This is a genomic window from Pseudomonas sp. NPDC007930 (assembly GCF_042958985.1).
Lineage (GTDB): Bacteria > Pseudomonadota > Gammaproteobacteria > Pseudomonadales > Pseudomonadaceae > Aquipseudomonas.
In genome coordinates, this window is record NZ_JBIBKC010000008.1 from 186197 (window position 1) to 201380 (window position 15184).

The following is a 15184-nucleotide window of genomic DNA, read 5'->3' on the forward strand; positions in this document are numbered from 1 at the left end:
CAATACTAGGGGGTGGCCAACGGCCTGACAAGGCGCTGGCAACGGTCGAAGTAAAAGCCCAATTTTAGGTAGGTTTGCACTGCGCCTACTGCCGGCGACTGAATCTCCATCTGTTCGCAGCCCAATAGCACGCCATAATCCAGCACCGCACCCAGCGCCAAGGGCGCGATGATGCCTTTGTGGTTAGGGGCGCGGCCGGGCTTGCCTTCGAGCAGGATGATTTTGAGGGTGATCACGCTCTTACGCGGCGTTGCATAACACAGCCCCCAAAGGTCATCGCCATACCACAACGCCAGATCGAACCCTTTTGTGTCTGTTTCCTTCCAACGCGGCACCTGTTCCCAAGGGTAGGTGCCCCATTCGTAAGAGGCCTCCACCGCCGCCGGGGTAATGGCTTCGAAGCGAAGCTGGGTGGGGTCGATGGCACTGCGCGCCAGCAGTGGGTCGAGCAAGGCACGGCGAGCCGCCAATTTACGGGTGTGTGACCGGAGAAGCTGGTAACGCAGTGGGTTGCCGTAACGCTTTGCCATGGGCTGGCCACTCATGAGGGCTGGGCAACGCAGGGTATCGGCCGCCACATTGAATGTCTTTTCCCAATAGATTCAAAGAATTACAAGAAACACTCAGTCATCTCCCACCCTGCCCTCAGCGCCTGAACAGAGCGCATCGCCATGCCAAGAGATTTTTCCTAAAAAACCGCCGGCAGAAAGGCAAAACACCCTACATACGCTGCCCCCGCCCCCACCAAAGAGACAAACTTTCCCTCCCAACCGGCCTAAACTCATCTCTGACGCCACCCTCTCCAACAATCACAACAGCAGGGATGTCAACGATGAACCACCCTCATCAACCACTGCGTTTGCACGTGCCCGAGCCTACCGGCCGGCCGGGTTGCACGCCCGACTTCAGCTACCTGCGGGTCACCCCCGCCGGGCAGGCAGCCAAGCCGCCGCTGGAAGTCGAACCCAAAGACACCGCCGAACTCGCCGTGGGCCTGGTGCGGGTGCTCGACGAGCACGGCCAGGCTCAAGGCCCCTGGGCCGAGAACATCCCCACCGCGGTGCTGCACGCGGGCCTTGTGGCGATGCTGAAAACCCGCCTGTTCGACAGCCGCATGCTCACCGCCCAGCGGCAGAAGAAGATGTCGTTCTACATGCTGTGCCTGGGCGAAGAGGCGGTGGCCTGCGCCCACACCCTGGCGTTGAACGAAGACGACATGTGCTTCCCCACCTACCGCCAGCAGGGCATCCTGCTCACCCGCCAGGTGCCGCTGTTCGAGATGATCTGCCAGCTGTTCTCCAACGAGTGCGACCCGCTCAAGGGCCGCCAGTTGCCGGTGATGTACTCGAACAAGGCCAAGGGGTTTTTCAGTATTTCCGGCAACCTCGGCACCCAGTTCGTGCAGGGCGTGGGCTGGGCGATGGCTTCGGCGATCCGCGGTGACACCCGCATCGCTTCGGCCTGGATCGGCGACGGCGCCACCGCCGAGACGGACTTCCACACCGCGCTGACCTTCGCCCACGTGTACCGCGCGCCGGTGATCCTCAACGTGGTCAACAACCAGTGGGCGATCTCCAGCTTCCAGCACATCGCCGGCGGCGAAGCCACCACCTTCGCCGGCCGCGGGGTGGGCAGCGGCATCGCCTCGCTGCGGGTCGACGGCAATGATTTTCTCGCCGTGTACGCCGCCTCGCGCTGGGCCGCCGAGCGCGCCCGCGGCAACCTCGGGCCCACGCTGATCGAATGGGTCACCTACCGCGGCGGCCCCCACTCCACCTCCGACGACCCGTCCAAGTACCGCCCCGCCGACGACTGGGCGCACTTCCCGCTCGGCGACCCGATCGCCCGGCTCAAGCAGCATTTGATCGTGCTGGGTGAATGGGACGACGCGCGCCACCAGGCGCTGGAAACAGCCCTGGACCAGGAGATCGTCAACGCCACCAAGGCGGCCGAGCGCCACGGCACCCTGGGCGATGCCAGCATCGCCAGCGCCGCGACGATCTTCGAGGACGTGTACCACGCCATGCCCGCGCACCTGCGCCGGCAACGCCAGCAGATGGGAGTGTGAGGCGATGAACATGCCTGAAGACAACCTGCCCGGCAGCCAGCAGGCCACCCGGGTGATGACCATGATCCAGGCGATCCGCAGCGCCATGGACGTAATGATGGAACGCGACGAGCGGGTGGTCGCCTTTGGCGAGGACGTGGGCTACTTCGGCGGGGTGTTCCGCTGCACCGAGGGGCTGCAGGCCAAGTACGGCAAGCACCGCTGCTTCGACACGCCGATCTCCGAAAGCGGCATCGTCGGCACCGCCATCGGCATGGGCGCCTATGGCCTGCACCCGGTGGTGGAAATCCAGTTCGCCGACTACGTGTACCCGGCCTTCGACCAGTTGGCCTCCGAGGCCGCGCGCCTGCGCCACCGCTCGGCGGGCGACTTCAGCGCGCCGATCACCGTGCGCATGCCCTGCGGCGGCGGCATCTATGGCGGGCAAACCCACAGCCAAAGCCCTGAGGCGATCTTCACCCAGGTGTGCGGCTTGCGCACGGTGATGCCGTCAAACCCCTACGACGCCAAGGGCCTGTTGATCGCCAGCATCGAATGCGAAGACCCGGTGATCTTCCTTGAGCCCAAGCGGCTGTACAACGGCCCCTTCGATGGCCACCACGACCGCCCGGTCACGCCCTGGACGGCCCATGCCCAGGCGCAGGTGCCGGAGGGCTATTACCAGGTGCCGCTGGACAGCGCGGCGATCGCCCGGCCAGGCAACGCGGTCACGGTGATCACCTACGGCACCACCGTGCACGTGGCGCTGTGCGCCGCCGCCGAAACCGGCATCGACGCCGAAGTGATCGACCTGCGCAGCCTGTGGCCGCTGGACCTCGACACCCTGGTGGCGTCGGTGCGCAAAACCGGCCGCTGCGTGATCGTGCACGAAGCCACACTCAGTTGCGGGCTGGGCGCCGAGCTGCTGGCGCTGGTGCAGGAACACTGCTTCTACCACCTCGAAGCCCCGGTGGAACGGGTGGCCGGCTGGGACACCCCCTACCCCCACGCCCAGGAATGGGCTTACTTCCCCGGGCCGAACCGGGTTGGCGCGGCGCTCAAGCGCGTGATGGAGGCTTGAATGGGTACCCATGTGATCAAGATGCCCGACATCGGCGAAGGCATTGCCCAGGTCGAGCTGGTGGAGTGGTTCGTTGCCGTGGGCGATGAGGTGAGCGAAGACCAGGTCCTGGCCGACGTGATGACCGACAAAGCCACCGTGCAGATTCCCAGCCCGGTGGGCGGCAAGGTGCTGGCCCTGGCCGCCGAGCCGGGCGCGACCATGGCGGTGGGCAGCGAGTTGATCCGCCTCGAGGTGGAAGGCAGCGGCAACCTGCGCGAACCGCTGGCCCCCAAGGCGCCAGCCGCCGAGCCAGCCGCCAGCGCCCCCGCGCCGGCCGAGCCCGCGCCTGCGCCCGCGCCCGTTGGCGCCGCGCGGCAGCGCCCGCTGGCCAGCCCGGCGGTGCGCCAGCGCGCCCTGGAAGCCGGTATCGACCTCGCCCAAGTCAAGGGCCGCGGCCCGGCCGGGCGGATCGAACACGCCGACCTCGACGCCTGCCTCGGCGGCGGCCACGCGCCGCGCCCGGCGGCCAGCGACGCGGTGGAGCGGGTGCCGGTGATCGGCCTGCGGCGCAAGATCGCCGAACGTATGCAGGCCGCCACCCAGCGCGCGGCGCACTTCAGCTATGTAGAAGAGGTGGACGTCACCGCCCTGGAGGCCCTGCGCGCGCAATTGAACCAGCGCTACGCCGAGCAGCGCGGGCACCTCACCGTGCTGCCGCTGCTGGCCCGCGCGCTGGTGCTGGCGCTGCGCGAGTTCCCCCAGCTCAATGCCCATTACCTCGATGACGCGCAGTTGATCGAGCGCCACCAGGCGGTGCACCTGGGCATCGCCACCCAGGGCGCCAACGGCCTGCTGGTGCCGGTACTGCGCCATGCCGAAGCCGGCAGCTTGTGGCACAACGCCGGGGAAATCGCCCGGTTGGCCGCTGCCGCCCGTGCCGGCCAGGCCCCGCGCGAGGCCTTGAGCGGCTCGACCATCACCCTGACCAGCCTCGGCGCCCTTGGCGGGATCGCCTCCACGCCGGTACTGAACCTGCCCGAGGTGGCCATCGTCGGGGTCAACCGCATGCGCGAATTGCCGCGCGTGGTCGCGGGCCAGGTGGTGGTGCGCCAGGTGATGAACCTCTCCAGCTCGTTCGACCACCGGGTGGTCGACGGCATGGACGCCGCGCGTTTCATCCAGGCCGTGCGCCAGTGCCTGGAAGCCCCCGCCTGCCTGCTGGTCGATTAAGGAGCGCAACATGGCAACCCTCACCACCCAATTGCTGGTACTCGGCGGCGGCCCCGGCGGCTATGTGGCGGCGATCCGCGCCGGGCAACTGGGCATCGCCACCACCCTGGTCGAAGCCCAGGCCCTCGGCGGCACCTGCCTGAACGTGGGCTGCATCCCGTCCAAAGCGTTGCTTCACCTCGCCGAGCAGTTGCACGCCAGTGCCCACGGCAGCGCCCTGGGGATTCGCTACCACGGCGTGAGCTTCGACCTGGCGCAGGCCATGCACTGGAAAAACAGCCTGGTCGACCGCCTGACCAGCGGCGTGGCCAGCCTGCTGAAAAAGCACAAGGTCAACGTGATCCACGGCCACGGCCAGGTGCTCGACGGCAAAACCGTGCAGGTCGGCGATACGCGCATCCACTGCGAGCACCTGCTGCTGGCCACCGGCTCGCGCAGCGCGGCGCTGCCCGCGTTGCCGCTGGGCGGCGCGGTGGTCGGCTCCGGCGAGGCGCTGGCGCCAACCAGCCTGCCGCGCCAGTTGTGCGTGGTCGGCGCCGGCTACATTGGCCTGGAACTGGGCACCGCCTACCGCAAGCTGGGCGCCGAGGTCACCCTGATCGAAGCGCAGCCACGCATTTTGCCGAGCTACGACGCCGAACTCAGCCAGCCGGTGGCGGGACGCCTGGAGGCGCTGGGGATTGGCGTGCGCCTGGGCGAGAAGGTCAGCGGCTTCGACGGCACTTCGCTGCGCCTCGAGAGCGGCGAGCGGCTGCCCTGTGACCGCGTGCTGGTCGCCGTGGGCCGCGTGCCCAACACCGAAGGCTATGGCCTGGAAGGCCTGCAACTGGCAATGAACGGCCGCGCCGTGGCGGTGGACGGCCAATGCCGCACCAGCATGCGCAACGTGTGGGCCATCGGCGACCTCACCGGCGAACCGATGCTGGCCCACCGCGCCATGGCCCAGGCCGAAGTGGTGGCGGCGCTGATCGCCGGCCAACCGCGGCGCTTCGACCCGGTGAGCATCCCGGCGGTGTGCTACACCGACCCAGAAGTGGTGGCCGCCGGCCTCAGCCCGGAGCAGGCCGGCGCCGGCCACCGGGTGGCGAGCTTCCCGTTCGCCGCCAACGGCCGCGCGCTTACCCTGCAGGCTGGCGGCGGTTTCGTGCGGGTGGTGGCGCGCGAGGCGGACCAAGTGATCGTCGGCTGGCAAGCGGTGGGGGCCGGGGTGTCGGAGCTGGCGGCAGCCTTTGGCCAAAGCCTGGAGATGGGCGCACGGTTGCAGGATATTGCCGCCACCGTGCACGCCCACCCCACCCTCGGCGAGGCCATCCAGGAAGCGGCGTTGAAGGCCTTGGGCAAGGCGCTGCACGCCTGAAGCGCCGCGCGCGGGATTAACGCATCATTAGATAGTTCGCTTACGAAGTATCAAAAAGGGTGATTGCAGCAACCACCCGCATCGATTTCTCCTGGCGCGCGCGGGGGTGTTCAATAAACCCATCGAAAGCAAACACCCCCGCCCTCAAGGAGAGCCACCATGAAAACCGCCTTCGCCATTGCCGCACTGACTGCCGTGTTCGCCACCGGCGCCTACGCCGCCGACGGCGCCAGCCGCTCGCTGGCCAACATCCCCACCGAGCAGTACCACTACGGCATGAACCTCGACGTTCAGCGGATCATCTCGAAAACCGACGTGAGCAACAAAACCGGTACCGTGCCGGTGACCATGGTCTACGAAGACAGCCACGGCCAAGTGCACAAACTGCAGTACCTCGAAACCGGCGGTTTCGACAACGACAACAGCTAAGCCCGGCGCCACGCCTCGCTTGCCAGCCCAAAGCCCCGCACCCGCGGGGCTTTAGCTATTGCAGCGGTTGAACTTACGCTTTGTAACAGCCTTCTGCTTTACTACCCCTTTTGTGTGTGGATTCCCGCCGATGCCCTCTTCTGCCGCCACCCCCGCCGTGGCCCCGATGACCCGCGCCCTGGTGCTGTTGTTCGCGTTCTGCTGTGGCGCGATCGTTGCCAACATCTACTATGCGCAGCCGATCATCGCGCTGATCGCCCCAGACGTTGCGCTGTCCACCCAGGGCGCCAGCCTGGTGGTGGCGCTGACCCAGGTCGGCTACGCCGCCGGGCTGTTTTTTCTGGTGCCGCTGGCCGACCTGCTGGAAAACCGCCGGCTGATGATGGCCACCGTGGTGCTGGCCGGCCTGAGCCTGCTGGCGGCCAGCGTGGTCAGCCAGCCGGGGCCCTTTCTCGCGGTGTCGCTGTTGATCGGCTTCAGCTCGGTGGCGGTGCAAATGTTGATCCCGCTGGCCGCGCACATGGCCCCGGAAGCCAGCCGCGGGCGGGTGGTGGGCAGCATCATGAGCGGGTTGATCCTCGGCATCCTGCTGGCGCGGCCGCTGGCGAGCCTGGTGGCGGACCACTTCGGCTGGCGCGCGGTGTACCAGTTGGCGGCGGCGGCGATGCTGGTGATCCTGCTGGTGTTGGCCACCACCATGCCGGCCTACCGCCCCGCCCACCGCGCCAGCTACCCGGCGCTGATCGCCTCGCTCGGGCACCTGTTCAAGCGCCATGCGCTGTTGCGCCAGCGGGCGATGCTGCAGGCGTTGATGTTTGCCGCCTTCAGCCTGTTCTGGACCGCCGCGCCGCTGGAGCTGGCGCGGGTGCATGGCTTGAGCCAAAGCCAGATCGCCGTGTTCGCCCTGGTCGGCGCGGTGGGCACGGTGGCCGCGCCGCTGGCCGGGCGCTGGGCCGACGCCGGCTACACCCGCCTGGCGACCCTGGCGGCGATGCTGATGGCAATCGTCGCCTTCACCCTTGGCCTGGCGCCGTCGGTGGTGTGCCTGGCCTTGACCGGGGTGCTGCTGGACTTTGCCGTGCAGATGAACATGGTCATGGGCCAGCGTGAGATCTACGCCCTGGATGCCCACAGCCGGGCACGCCTCAACGGCATCTACGTGACCAGTATCTTTCTCGGCGGCGCCGCCGGCTCGGCATTGGCCAGCCCGGTGTACGAAAGCCTGGGCTGGCCCGGGATCGCTGGCATCGGCATGGCCCTGGGTGTGCTCGGCTGGCTCGGCAGCCGCCGATCCGCGCGCGCGGCAAACGCGTGAACGCGGTGAACTGGCGCCACGCGGCCAAGTCCCATAAGGTAAGCGAACCCTCTGGCGCCTGGAGCGAACGTGCACGCCGAACCGAGTAGTCCCCTGATCGAGTCACCCGCCCACGGCCCCCGTGAGGTGCACCGCATGCGGGTGCTCACGGTGAACACCCACAAGGGTTTCACCGTGTTCAACCGGCGCTTCATCCTGCCAGAGCTGCGCGAGGCGGTGCGCAGTACCCAGGCAGACATCGTGTTTCTGCAAGAGGTGCTGGGCGGGCACGACCGCCACGCCAGCCGCTTCGCCAACTGGCCGCAGATGTCGCAGTACGAGTTTCTCGCCGACAGCATGTGGAGCGACTTCGCCTACGGGCGCAACGCGGTGTACCCCGACGGCCACCACGGCAACGCGCTGCTGAGCAAGTACCCGATCCTGCACTACCGCAACCTCGATGTGTCGATCACCGGCCCCGAGCGCCGCGGCCTGCTGCACTGCGTGTTGCAGGTGCCCGGCCACCCCGACGGCGTGCACGCCATCTGCGTGCACCTGTCATTGCTTGAAAGCCATCGCCAGCAGCAGCTGCAATTGCTGCGCAAGTTGCTCGACTCGCTGCCCGAGCACGCGCCGGTGATCATCGCCGGGGATTTCAACGACTGGAAGCTGCGCGGCAACGCCACCCTGGTGCGCCACGGCGACCTGCACGAAGCGTTCGAACGCCACCACGGCGTGCTGGCGAAAACCTACCCCGCGCGCCTGCCGATGCTGCGCCTTGATCGCATCTACCTGCGCAACGCCACCAGCCACGAGCCGCGGGTATTGGGGACCAAACCCTGGAGCCACCTCTCCGACCACCTGCCGTTGGCGGTCGAGGTGCATTTGTAGGGCCCTTCGCCCGGCACAGCCGGCCTCCCACGGGGTCTGTGTTGCGCCTAAAATCAATGGCTTACACAAATCTGGTGGGAGGCCGGCTGTGCCGGGCGAAGGGCCCTCAACCGCTAGCGCCAATCATCCAGCAACCACACATCCTGCCGGTCATACCCCGGCCCGTTGTGCAGGGTCACGCCGAGGATCCGCGTGCGAAAGCCGCTGTCGAGCAGCCAGCGGTAAGCCTGCAGGCGCGCGGTGTTCACCCCCAGCAGCAGATGCCCGGCGCCCTGCTGCCAGGCCATCGCCTCGCAGCGCCCGAGCAGTTCGGCCATCTGCGCCGCGCCGCCACCCGGGCGGATCGCCGCCAGGCGAATGTAGAACGCCTGGCTGCCGGCCTCGCAGTACTCACCGTGGTGGCAGATGGCAAAACCGTCGGCGGTGAGCACCATGCTGCCCAACTGCTGGCGCTGCACCGCCTCTACCTCGCCGTCCACATCCATGCCCGGCACCAGGGTTTCGAGGATTTCCCGGCAATGCGCCTTGACCCGCGCCGGCGCCAGCGCCGCCGGGTGGTAGGGCTGCGCCGGGCGGTTCACGCCGCGGCTCATTACCGCCGCCAGGTGCCCGGGCCAGAAGCCGAACTTCTGGTACAGCGCCAGGTGCCGCGGGCTGTCGGGGAAGGTGAACAAACCGCTGTGGGCACAGCCCCAGGCCTCGATTTGCGCGCACACCTCGGCCATCAGGCGTTGGGCGATGTCGTTTTCCCAGTGGTCGGGCACCACCGCCAGCGGCCCGACGATCGCCTGGCTGCCCCAGCGCGCCACGCAGGCCACGCCGAGCAGGCGGCTGCCGCTGAAGGCCTTGAACCATTGGGTGTGCGGCGCGTGCCAGCGGCAGGTCACGTAGTCGCGGTCGTTCCAGAACTCATCCGGCTCGGCCTCGCCCAGTACCTCGGCAAAGGCTTCGCGAACCAGATCGCGGGCGGCGTTGAGGTCGTCGCGCTGCAGCGCGCCGAGTTCGATGCGTTCAGTGCCGGGCATGCTGGGTGGCCTCCCGGGGCACTTGCAGGCCGGAACGCTGGCGGTCTTCGACCAGGGCGCGGGCATCGGCCAGCGCCATCGGCCGGCCGAGCAGGTAGCCCTGCACCTTGTCGGCGCCCAGGCGCTTGAGGATGTCCAGCTCAGCGGCGGACTCCACCCCTTCGGCAACGATCGAGCAGCCGGTTTCCCGGGCAAAGGCGATCAGCGCCGAGGCCAACGCGCGGCGTTGGGGGTCTTGGTCGATGCCTTGGGTCAGGCTCATGTCGAGTTTGATCATGTCGGGGCTGATCTTGATGATATGGCGCATGCTTGCGTAGCCAGCGCCGGCGTCGTCGATGGCGATGCGCAGGCCACGCTTGCGCAGCGGCGCCATGGCGCAGAGCAGGCTGCCGTAGTCGGCAACGATGGCGTGTTCGGTGACCTCGAGCACCAGCCGGTGCGCCGGGTACGGGTCGAGCAGCGCCGCCAGGCGCCCTTCGAGGAACATCTCCGGCGAGCAGTTGATCGACAGGTAGCTGTCTTCGGGCAGGCTCGCCAGCCCGGCCAGCGCCGTGCGAATCGCCTGGGCTTCCATCTCCTGGCCCAGGCCCGCCTCGGCGGCGTCCTTGAACCACAGGTCGGGGCTGCGCACTGGCTCGCCACTGAAGCGCGAAAGTGACTCCCAGCCACACAACTGGCCGTCTTCCACATCGAAGATCGGCTGGTACACCACGCTCAGTTGCGTGCCGTTCAACGCATCGCTGATGAAGCGGTGCTTGCGCAGGCGCTCGCTGATCTGCCGCAGGTCGGTTTCCAGGCGGTCGGCGATCAGGTCGGCGAACACCTTCATCATTTGCAGGTCGCGGTCGGTCAGGCTGCTGTCGGCCTGGTAGCCAAAGCAGCAGAAGGTGCCGTACAGGCGGCCGTCGCTGAGGTAGATCGGCACGCTCATGTGTGCGCCGATCGGCAGCGCGAGGGTTTCCGGGATGGCCAGCGCCGCCGGCAGCAGCGAGGTGTCGGGGATCAGTTGGGGCAACTCGCCGGCGACTACCTTCTGGCAATAGCCCGCCTCCATCGGCAGCGCGTCGCCGGGCTTGAGCGGCCCGGGGCCTTCGCTGTCAACATGGGTGAACAGCCGGTCCCGGCCACGAAACTGCGAAATAAAGGCAACGTCCATGTTCAGATGCTGGCGCAGCCCACGCAGCACCCGGTCGATACCCCCGGGGCCCGTGGCGTTACGCACATCCAGCGAAACGACATTGGCGAACGACATGGCCGATACCTCCTTGTGGCCGTAATACTCGTTAACGACAGCGTAGATCTGCCAAGGAATAATTTCGATGAAACCGTCGCCGATTTGTAGAGGGCTTTAAACACTTTCGGACCAAATGCACACAATGGATCCGGTCACTCGTCGGCTGCCGGGACCTTTCTCGCGGCGCAACAATAATTACACCCTGGCGGCGAACCTTTACCCGCCCGCGACCCTCCCATTGCTGCCGGCGCGCGGATCGCCGACTATGCGCCTGTCGCGCCCTGTTCCTCTTCAATCGGCGGCCCACCCATGCCCTTGTACACTTGCGCCCCACCCTGCCCCTGGGAGATGCCATGCCCGTAGCGCGTTACCACGGTTTCGCCCAGGCGCTGCACTGGCTCACCGCCCTGGCCCTGTGCCTGTTGTTGCCGTTCGTGTGGGTCGCGGAAAACCACCCGCCGGGCAGCGAACGGGTGTTCTGGTACCTGCTGCACGAATCCACCGGGATCTGCGTGTTCCTGCTGGTGCTGCTGCGCCTGACCTGGCGCTGGCGCCACCGGCCGCCGGCACTGCCTAGGCGCACCCCGCGCGGGGCGCGCTGGCTGGCCCAGGCCAACCATGGTTTGCTCTACCTGGTGCTGCTGGTGATGCCCATCAGCGGCTACCTGATGGCCGGCAATGGCCGCCCGGTGCCGGTGTTCCGGCTGTTCTCGCTGCCGGGCTTCCCCACCTTCGACGCCTTGGGCGAATGGGCCAACAGCGTGCACGTGGCCGGGCAGTATGCGCTGTACACACTGCTGGGCCTGCACGTGGCGGCCACCGTGTGGCACGTGGCGGTGCTGCGCGATGGCCTGCTCGAACGGATGCTGCCGGCACAGCGCCCGGCGCCGGAAGATGAACGTACCCCCTGATCGCTGCGCGGCACCGATGCTATAGTGCCGGTGCCTTCAACCTGCCTTTGCGAGCCGCCCCCCGCATGACCACCGCCCCCGGCGTGCCAGCCCAACCCCCGCGGCCTTCTGACCTACCGGCCTTCCTCCAGGGGGGCGGCGACATGGCCCGGCGCATCGCCGCGCTGGACTGGGCGCACACCCCGCTCGGGCCGCTGGCCAGCTGGCCAGCCGCGCTGCGCACCACCACCGCCATGCTGCTGCGCTCGCCGATCCCGATCGTGCTGCTGTGGGGCGAGGCCGGCACGATGATCTACAACGACCCCTACTCGCGCTTCGCCGGCCAGCGCCACCCGCGCCTGCTTGGCCAAGCGGTGCGCGAAGGCTGGCCGGAGGTCGCCGACTTCAACGACAACGTGATGCGCGTGGGCCTGGCCGGGGGCACCCTGGTGTACCGCGACCAGCAACTGTCGCTTGACCGCCACGGCCAGCCGGCGCCGGCCTGGATGGACCTCTACTACTCGCCGGTGCCGGGTGACGACGGCCTGCCCGAAGGGGTGATCGCCACGGTGATCGAAACCACCGAGCGGGTGCTCACCGAGCAGCAGCGGCGCGCCAGCGAGGCGCGCCTGAGCGCGCTGGTCAACGCCACCGCCGATGTGGTCTACCGCATGGCACCGGACTGGTCGACGATGATCCACCTCGACGGCAAGGGGTTTATTTCCGACAACCTCGCCCCGAGCCACGACTGGCTGGGCACCTATGTACACGCCGAAGACCGCGCGCTGGTCAACCAGGCGGTGGCACGGGCGATCGCCGAGCGCAGCCTGTTCGAACTGCGCCACCGGGTCTTCCGGGTCGACGGCAGCGTCGGCTGGACGCTGTCACGCGCAGTGCCATTGTTCGACGAGCAGGGCCAGATCAGCGAATGGTTCGGCACCGCCAGCGACATCACCGAGCACGAACAGGCCCAGTTGGCCCTGCGCGAGAACGAAGCGCGGCTGCGCTTTCTCGATGAACTCGGCAAGCAGACCACGCGCAGCCAGGACGCCGACGTGGTGCTCGAGGTGACCACCCACCTGCTCGGCCTGCACCTGGGCGTGAGCGTGTGCGCCTACGCCGACATGGACGCCGACCAGGACGGCTTTACCATCCGCGGCAACTGGCACGCCCCCGGGGCGAAAGGCATCCTCGGCCATTACCGGTTGGCGGACTTCGGCCGCCTGGCGGTGCACAACCTGCGCGCCGGCCTGCCGCTGGTGCTCGAAGACAACGCCGCGCAGCTACCGCCTCACGAGGCGCGCACCTTCCTTGACCTCGGCCTGGCCGCCACGGTGTGCATGCCGCTGGTCAAGGAGGGCCGGCTGACCGCGCTGATGGCCGTGCACGACCGCCTGCCGCGGCGCTGGAGCGATGCCGAGCGGGCGCTGCTGGCCGAAGTGGTCGAGCGCAGTTGGGCGCACATCGAGCGGGTACGCTCGCAGGTCGAGGTGCGCGAAGGCGAGCAACGCTTCGTGCAAGAGCTCGAGCGCCAGGTCGCCGAGCGCACCGCGGCGCTGGAGCAGAGCGAGGCGAACATCCGCCGCACCGAACAGGCCCTGCAACAGGCGCAGAAGATGGAAGCGCTGGGCAACCTCACCGGCGGCATCGCCCACGACTTCAACAACCTGCTGATGGCCGTGCTCGGCAACCTTGAATTGATGCAGCGCCGGGTGGGCGATGACCCAGCCCTGCTGCGCCTGCTGGGCAACGCCCAGGCCGGCGCGCAGCGTGGCGCGGCGCTGATCGAGCGCATGCTGGCCTTCGCCCGGCGCCAGGAACTGCGCCCGCTGCGCCTGGATGCCACGGCCCTGGTGCAGGGCATGGCCGACCTGCTGCGGCGCTCGCTGGGGCCCACGGTGCAGGTTGAGCTGGACTTCGCCGCCGGCCTGCCGTGGGTCGAAACCGACCCCAACCAGCTCGAATCGGCCCTGCTCAACCTGGCGGTCAACGCCCGCGACGCGATGGGCGGCCAGGGCCGCCTGCGCCTGACCGGCCATGCCCAGGGCGGCCGGGTGTGCCTGGCGGTGGCCGACAATGGCCAGGGCATGAGCGCCGCTACCCTGGCGCGCGCCACCGAGCCGTTCTTCACCACCAAGGGCGTGGGCAAGGGCACCGGCCTCGGGCTGTCGATGGTGCTCGGCCTGGCCGAGCAATCCGGCGGCAGCCTGGTGCTGCTGAGCGAACCCGGCCAGGGCACCACCGCGCAAATCTGGCTGCCGGCCCACGCCCCCGGCAGCCCGCCTGGCAGCACCCCGTTGCCGCCGCCCGGCAACACCCCGGCCGCGCGCTGGCGGGTGCTGGCGGTCGACGACGACGAACTGGTGCTGGGCAGCACCCTGTGCCTGCTCAAAGCCCTCGGCCATGACGTGGTGGCGGCCAATTCCGCCGCCCAGGCCCTGCGGCTGCTGGCCGGCCAACCCTTCGACGCGCTGGTCAGCGACCACGCCATGCCGGAAATGACCGGCACCCAGCTCGCCGAGCAGGTGCGCGCGCTGCACCCGCAACTGGCCATCGTGCTGGTCTCGGGCTACAGCGACGTACCGCTGCCGGCCGCCCTGAACGTGGTGCGGCTGGCCAAACCCTTTTCGCAAAACCAGTTGGCCCAGGCGCTGCACAGCGCCGTGGCACCGTGACAGAGGCTTTACCATGAACAGCAAAACCCGCGTCGGCATCGTTTACGGCGGCCGCTCGGCCGAACACGACGTGTCGCTGCAATCGGCGCGCAACCTGCTCCAGGCGCTGGACCGCGAACGCTTCACGCCGGTACTGATCGGCATCGACCCGCAAGGCACCTGGCACTTGCACAGCGGCGACGGCGAGCTGGCCTGCAGCGGCCCGAAGCTGGCCCTGCACCCGGGTGAGCCGGGCCAGGCGCTGGGTACCCTGGTAGACGTGGTGTTCCCCATCGTGCACGGCACCCAGGGTGAAGACGGCTGCCTGCAAGGCCTGCTGCGCATGCTCGGCGTGCCCTTCGTCGGCTCCGACGTGCTCGGCTCGGCGATCTGCATGGACAAAGACGTCAGCAAGCGCCTGCTGCGCGAGGCCGGCATCGCCGTCACGCCGTTTCTCTGCGCCCGCCGCGCGCGCCCGGTCAGCTTTGCCCAGGCCGAGGCGGCGCTGGGCCTGCCGCTGTACATCAAGCCGGCGAACATGGGCTCGTCGGTCGGCGTGAGCCGCGCCAGCAATGCCGCCGAGTTCGACCGGGCCATGGCCGAAGCGCTGCGCTTCGATGAAAAAGTCCTGGTCGAGGCCGCGGTGAACGGCCGCGAAATCGAATGCGCGGTGCTTGGCAACGACCAGCCACAGGCCAGCGGCTGCGGCGAGATCGTCGTCGGCCAGGGGTTTTACTCCTACGACAACAAGTACATCGACGAAAACGCCGCCCAGGTGGTGGTGCCCGCCAGCCTTGAAGCAACCACCGGCGAACGGATCCGGCAAATCGCCGTCCAAGCCTACCAAGCGCTGGAATGCGCGGGCCTGGCGCGGGTCGATGTGTTTCTCACCGGCAGCGGCGAAGTGCTGGTGAACGAACTCAACACCCTGCCCGGCTTCACCCGCATCAGCATGTACCCCAAGTTGTGGCAAGCCACCGGCATGAGCTACAGCGCGCTGGTCAGCCAGTTGCTCGACCTTGCGCTGGAACGCCACCAGGCCCGGCAAACCCTGCAAGTCACCCGCTGAA

Annotated in this window: 13 protein-coding genes; 10 read left to right on the forward strand and 3 right to left on the reverse strand. The window is 68.2% G+C overall.

Annotated elements, in window-relative coordinates:
* Positions 1–5: 5 nt before the first annotated feature.
* Entirely contained in the window at positions 6–530 is a 525-nt protein-coding gene (locus ACFZCE_RS18075; protein ID WP_390941451.1) for an N-acetyltransferase, read from the reverse strand.
* Between the two features lie 302 nt (positions 531–832).
* On the opposite strand from ACFZCE_RS18075, the gene ACFZCE_RS18080 reads away from it, so the two are divergent.
* From ACFZCE_RS18080 to ACFZCE_RS18110, 7 genes are all read left to right on the forward strand, one after another.
* Complete coding sequence (locus tag ACFZCE_RS18080) at positions 833–2068, forward strand: thiamine pyrophosphate-dependent enzyme (RefSeq protein WP_390941453.1); 1236 nt, start codon at positions 833–835, stop codon at positions 2066–2068.
* Between the two features lie 4 nt (positions 2069–2072).
* The gene (locus ACFZCE_RS18085; protein WP_390941455.1) at positions 2073–3128 is read left to right on the forward strand and encodes a transketolase C-terminal domain-containing protein; all 1056 of its coding nucleotides are present in this window, start codon (positions 2073–2075) and stop codon (positions 3126–3128) included.
* Entirely contained in the window at positions 3129–4340 is a 1212-nt protein-coding gene (locus ACFZCE_RS18090) for a 2-oxo acid dehydrogenase subunit E2 (RefSeq protein ID WP_390941457.1), read from the forward strand.
* 10 nt (positions 4341–4350) lie between these two features.
* Entirely contained in the window at positions 4351–5697 is a 1347-nt protein-coding gene (gene lpdA / locus ACFZCE_RS18095; protein ID WP_390941459.1) for a dihydrolipoyl dehydrogenase, read from the forward strand.
* Between the two features lie 159 nt (positions 5698–5856).
* Complete coding sequence (locus tag ACFZCE_RS18100) at positions 5857–6126, forward strand: DUF2790 domain-containing protein (RefSeq protein ID WP_390941461.1); 270 nt, start codon at positions 5857–5859, stop codon at positions 6124–6126.
* 130 nt (positions 6127–6256) lie between these two features.
* Positions 6257–7441 carry an MFS transporter gene (locus tag ACFZCE_RS18105; RefSeq protein ID WP_390941463.1) on the forward strand — a complete coding sequence of 395 codons (1185 nt, stop codon included), beginning with the start codon at positions 6257–6259 and terminating at the stop codon, positions 7439–7441.
* A 135-nt stretch (positions 7442–7576) separates the two neighbouring features.
* The gene (locus tag ACFZCE_RS18110; RefSeq protein WP_390941523.1) at positions 7577–8311 is read left to right on the forward strand and encodes an endonuclease/exonuclease/phosphatase family protein; all 735 of its coding nucleotides are present in this window, start codon (positions 7577–7579) and stop codon (positions 8309–8311) included.
* Between the two features lie 113 nt (positions 8312–8424).
* Here the strand turns inward: ACFZCE_RS18110 and ACFZCE_RS18115 are convergent, their stop codons facing one another.
* Both ACFZCE_RS18115 and ACFZCE_RS18120 read right to left on the reverse strand, forming a co-directional pair.
* The gene (locus tag ACFZCE_RS18115) at positions 8425–9336 is read right to left on the reverse strand and encodes a GNAT family N-acetyltransferase (protein WP_390941465.1); all 912 of its coding nucleotides are present in this window, start codon (positions 9334–9336) and stop codon (positions 8425–8427) included.
* Positions 9323–10588, reverse strand: coding sequence for an EAL domain-containing protein (locus tag ACFZCE_RS18120; protein WP_390941467.1), 1266 nt, complete (start codon positions 10586–10588; stop codon positions 9323–9325). Before ACFZCE_RS18120 ends, ACFZCE_RS18115 begins: the two co-directional genes overlap by 14 nt.
* Before the next feature lie 335 nt (positions 10589–10923).
* On the opposite strand from ACFZCE_RS18120, the gene ACFZCE_RS18125 reads away from it, so the two are divergent.
* The 3 genes from ACFZCE_RS18125 (at position 10924) to ddlA (ending at position 15183) form a co-directional block, all read left to right on the forward strand.
* Positions 10924–11481, forward strand: coding sequence for a cytochrome b/b6 domain-containing protein (locus ACFZCE_RS18125; protein ID WP_390941469.1), 558 nt, complete (start codon positions 10924–10926; stop codon positions 11479–11481).
* Between the two features lie 65 nt (positions 11482–11546).
* A complete protein-coding gene (locus ACFZCE_RS18130; RefSeq protein ID WP_390941471.1) occupies positions 11547–14135 on the forward strand; it encodes an ATP-binding protein in 2589 nt (862 codons plus the stop codon).
* A gap of 13 nt (positions 14136–14148) precedes the next feature.
* Positions 14149–15183, forward strand: a complete 1035-nt coding sequence (ddlA, locus tag ACFZCE_RS18135) for a D-alanine--D-alanine ligase (protein WP_390941473.1) — start codon at positions 14149–14151, stop codon at positions 15181–15183.
* Position 15184: the final 1 nt, after the last annotated feature.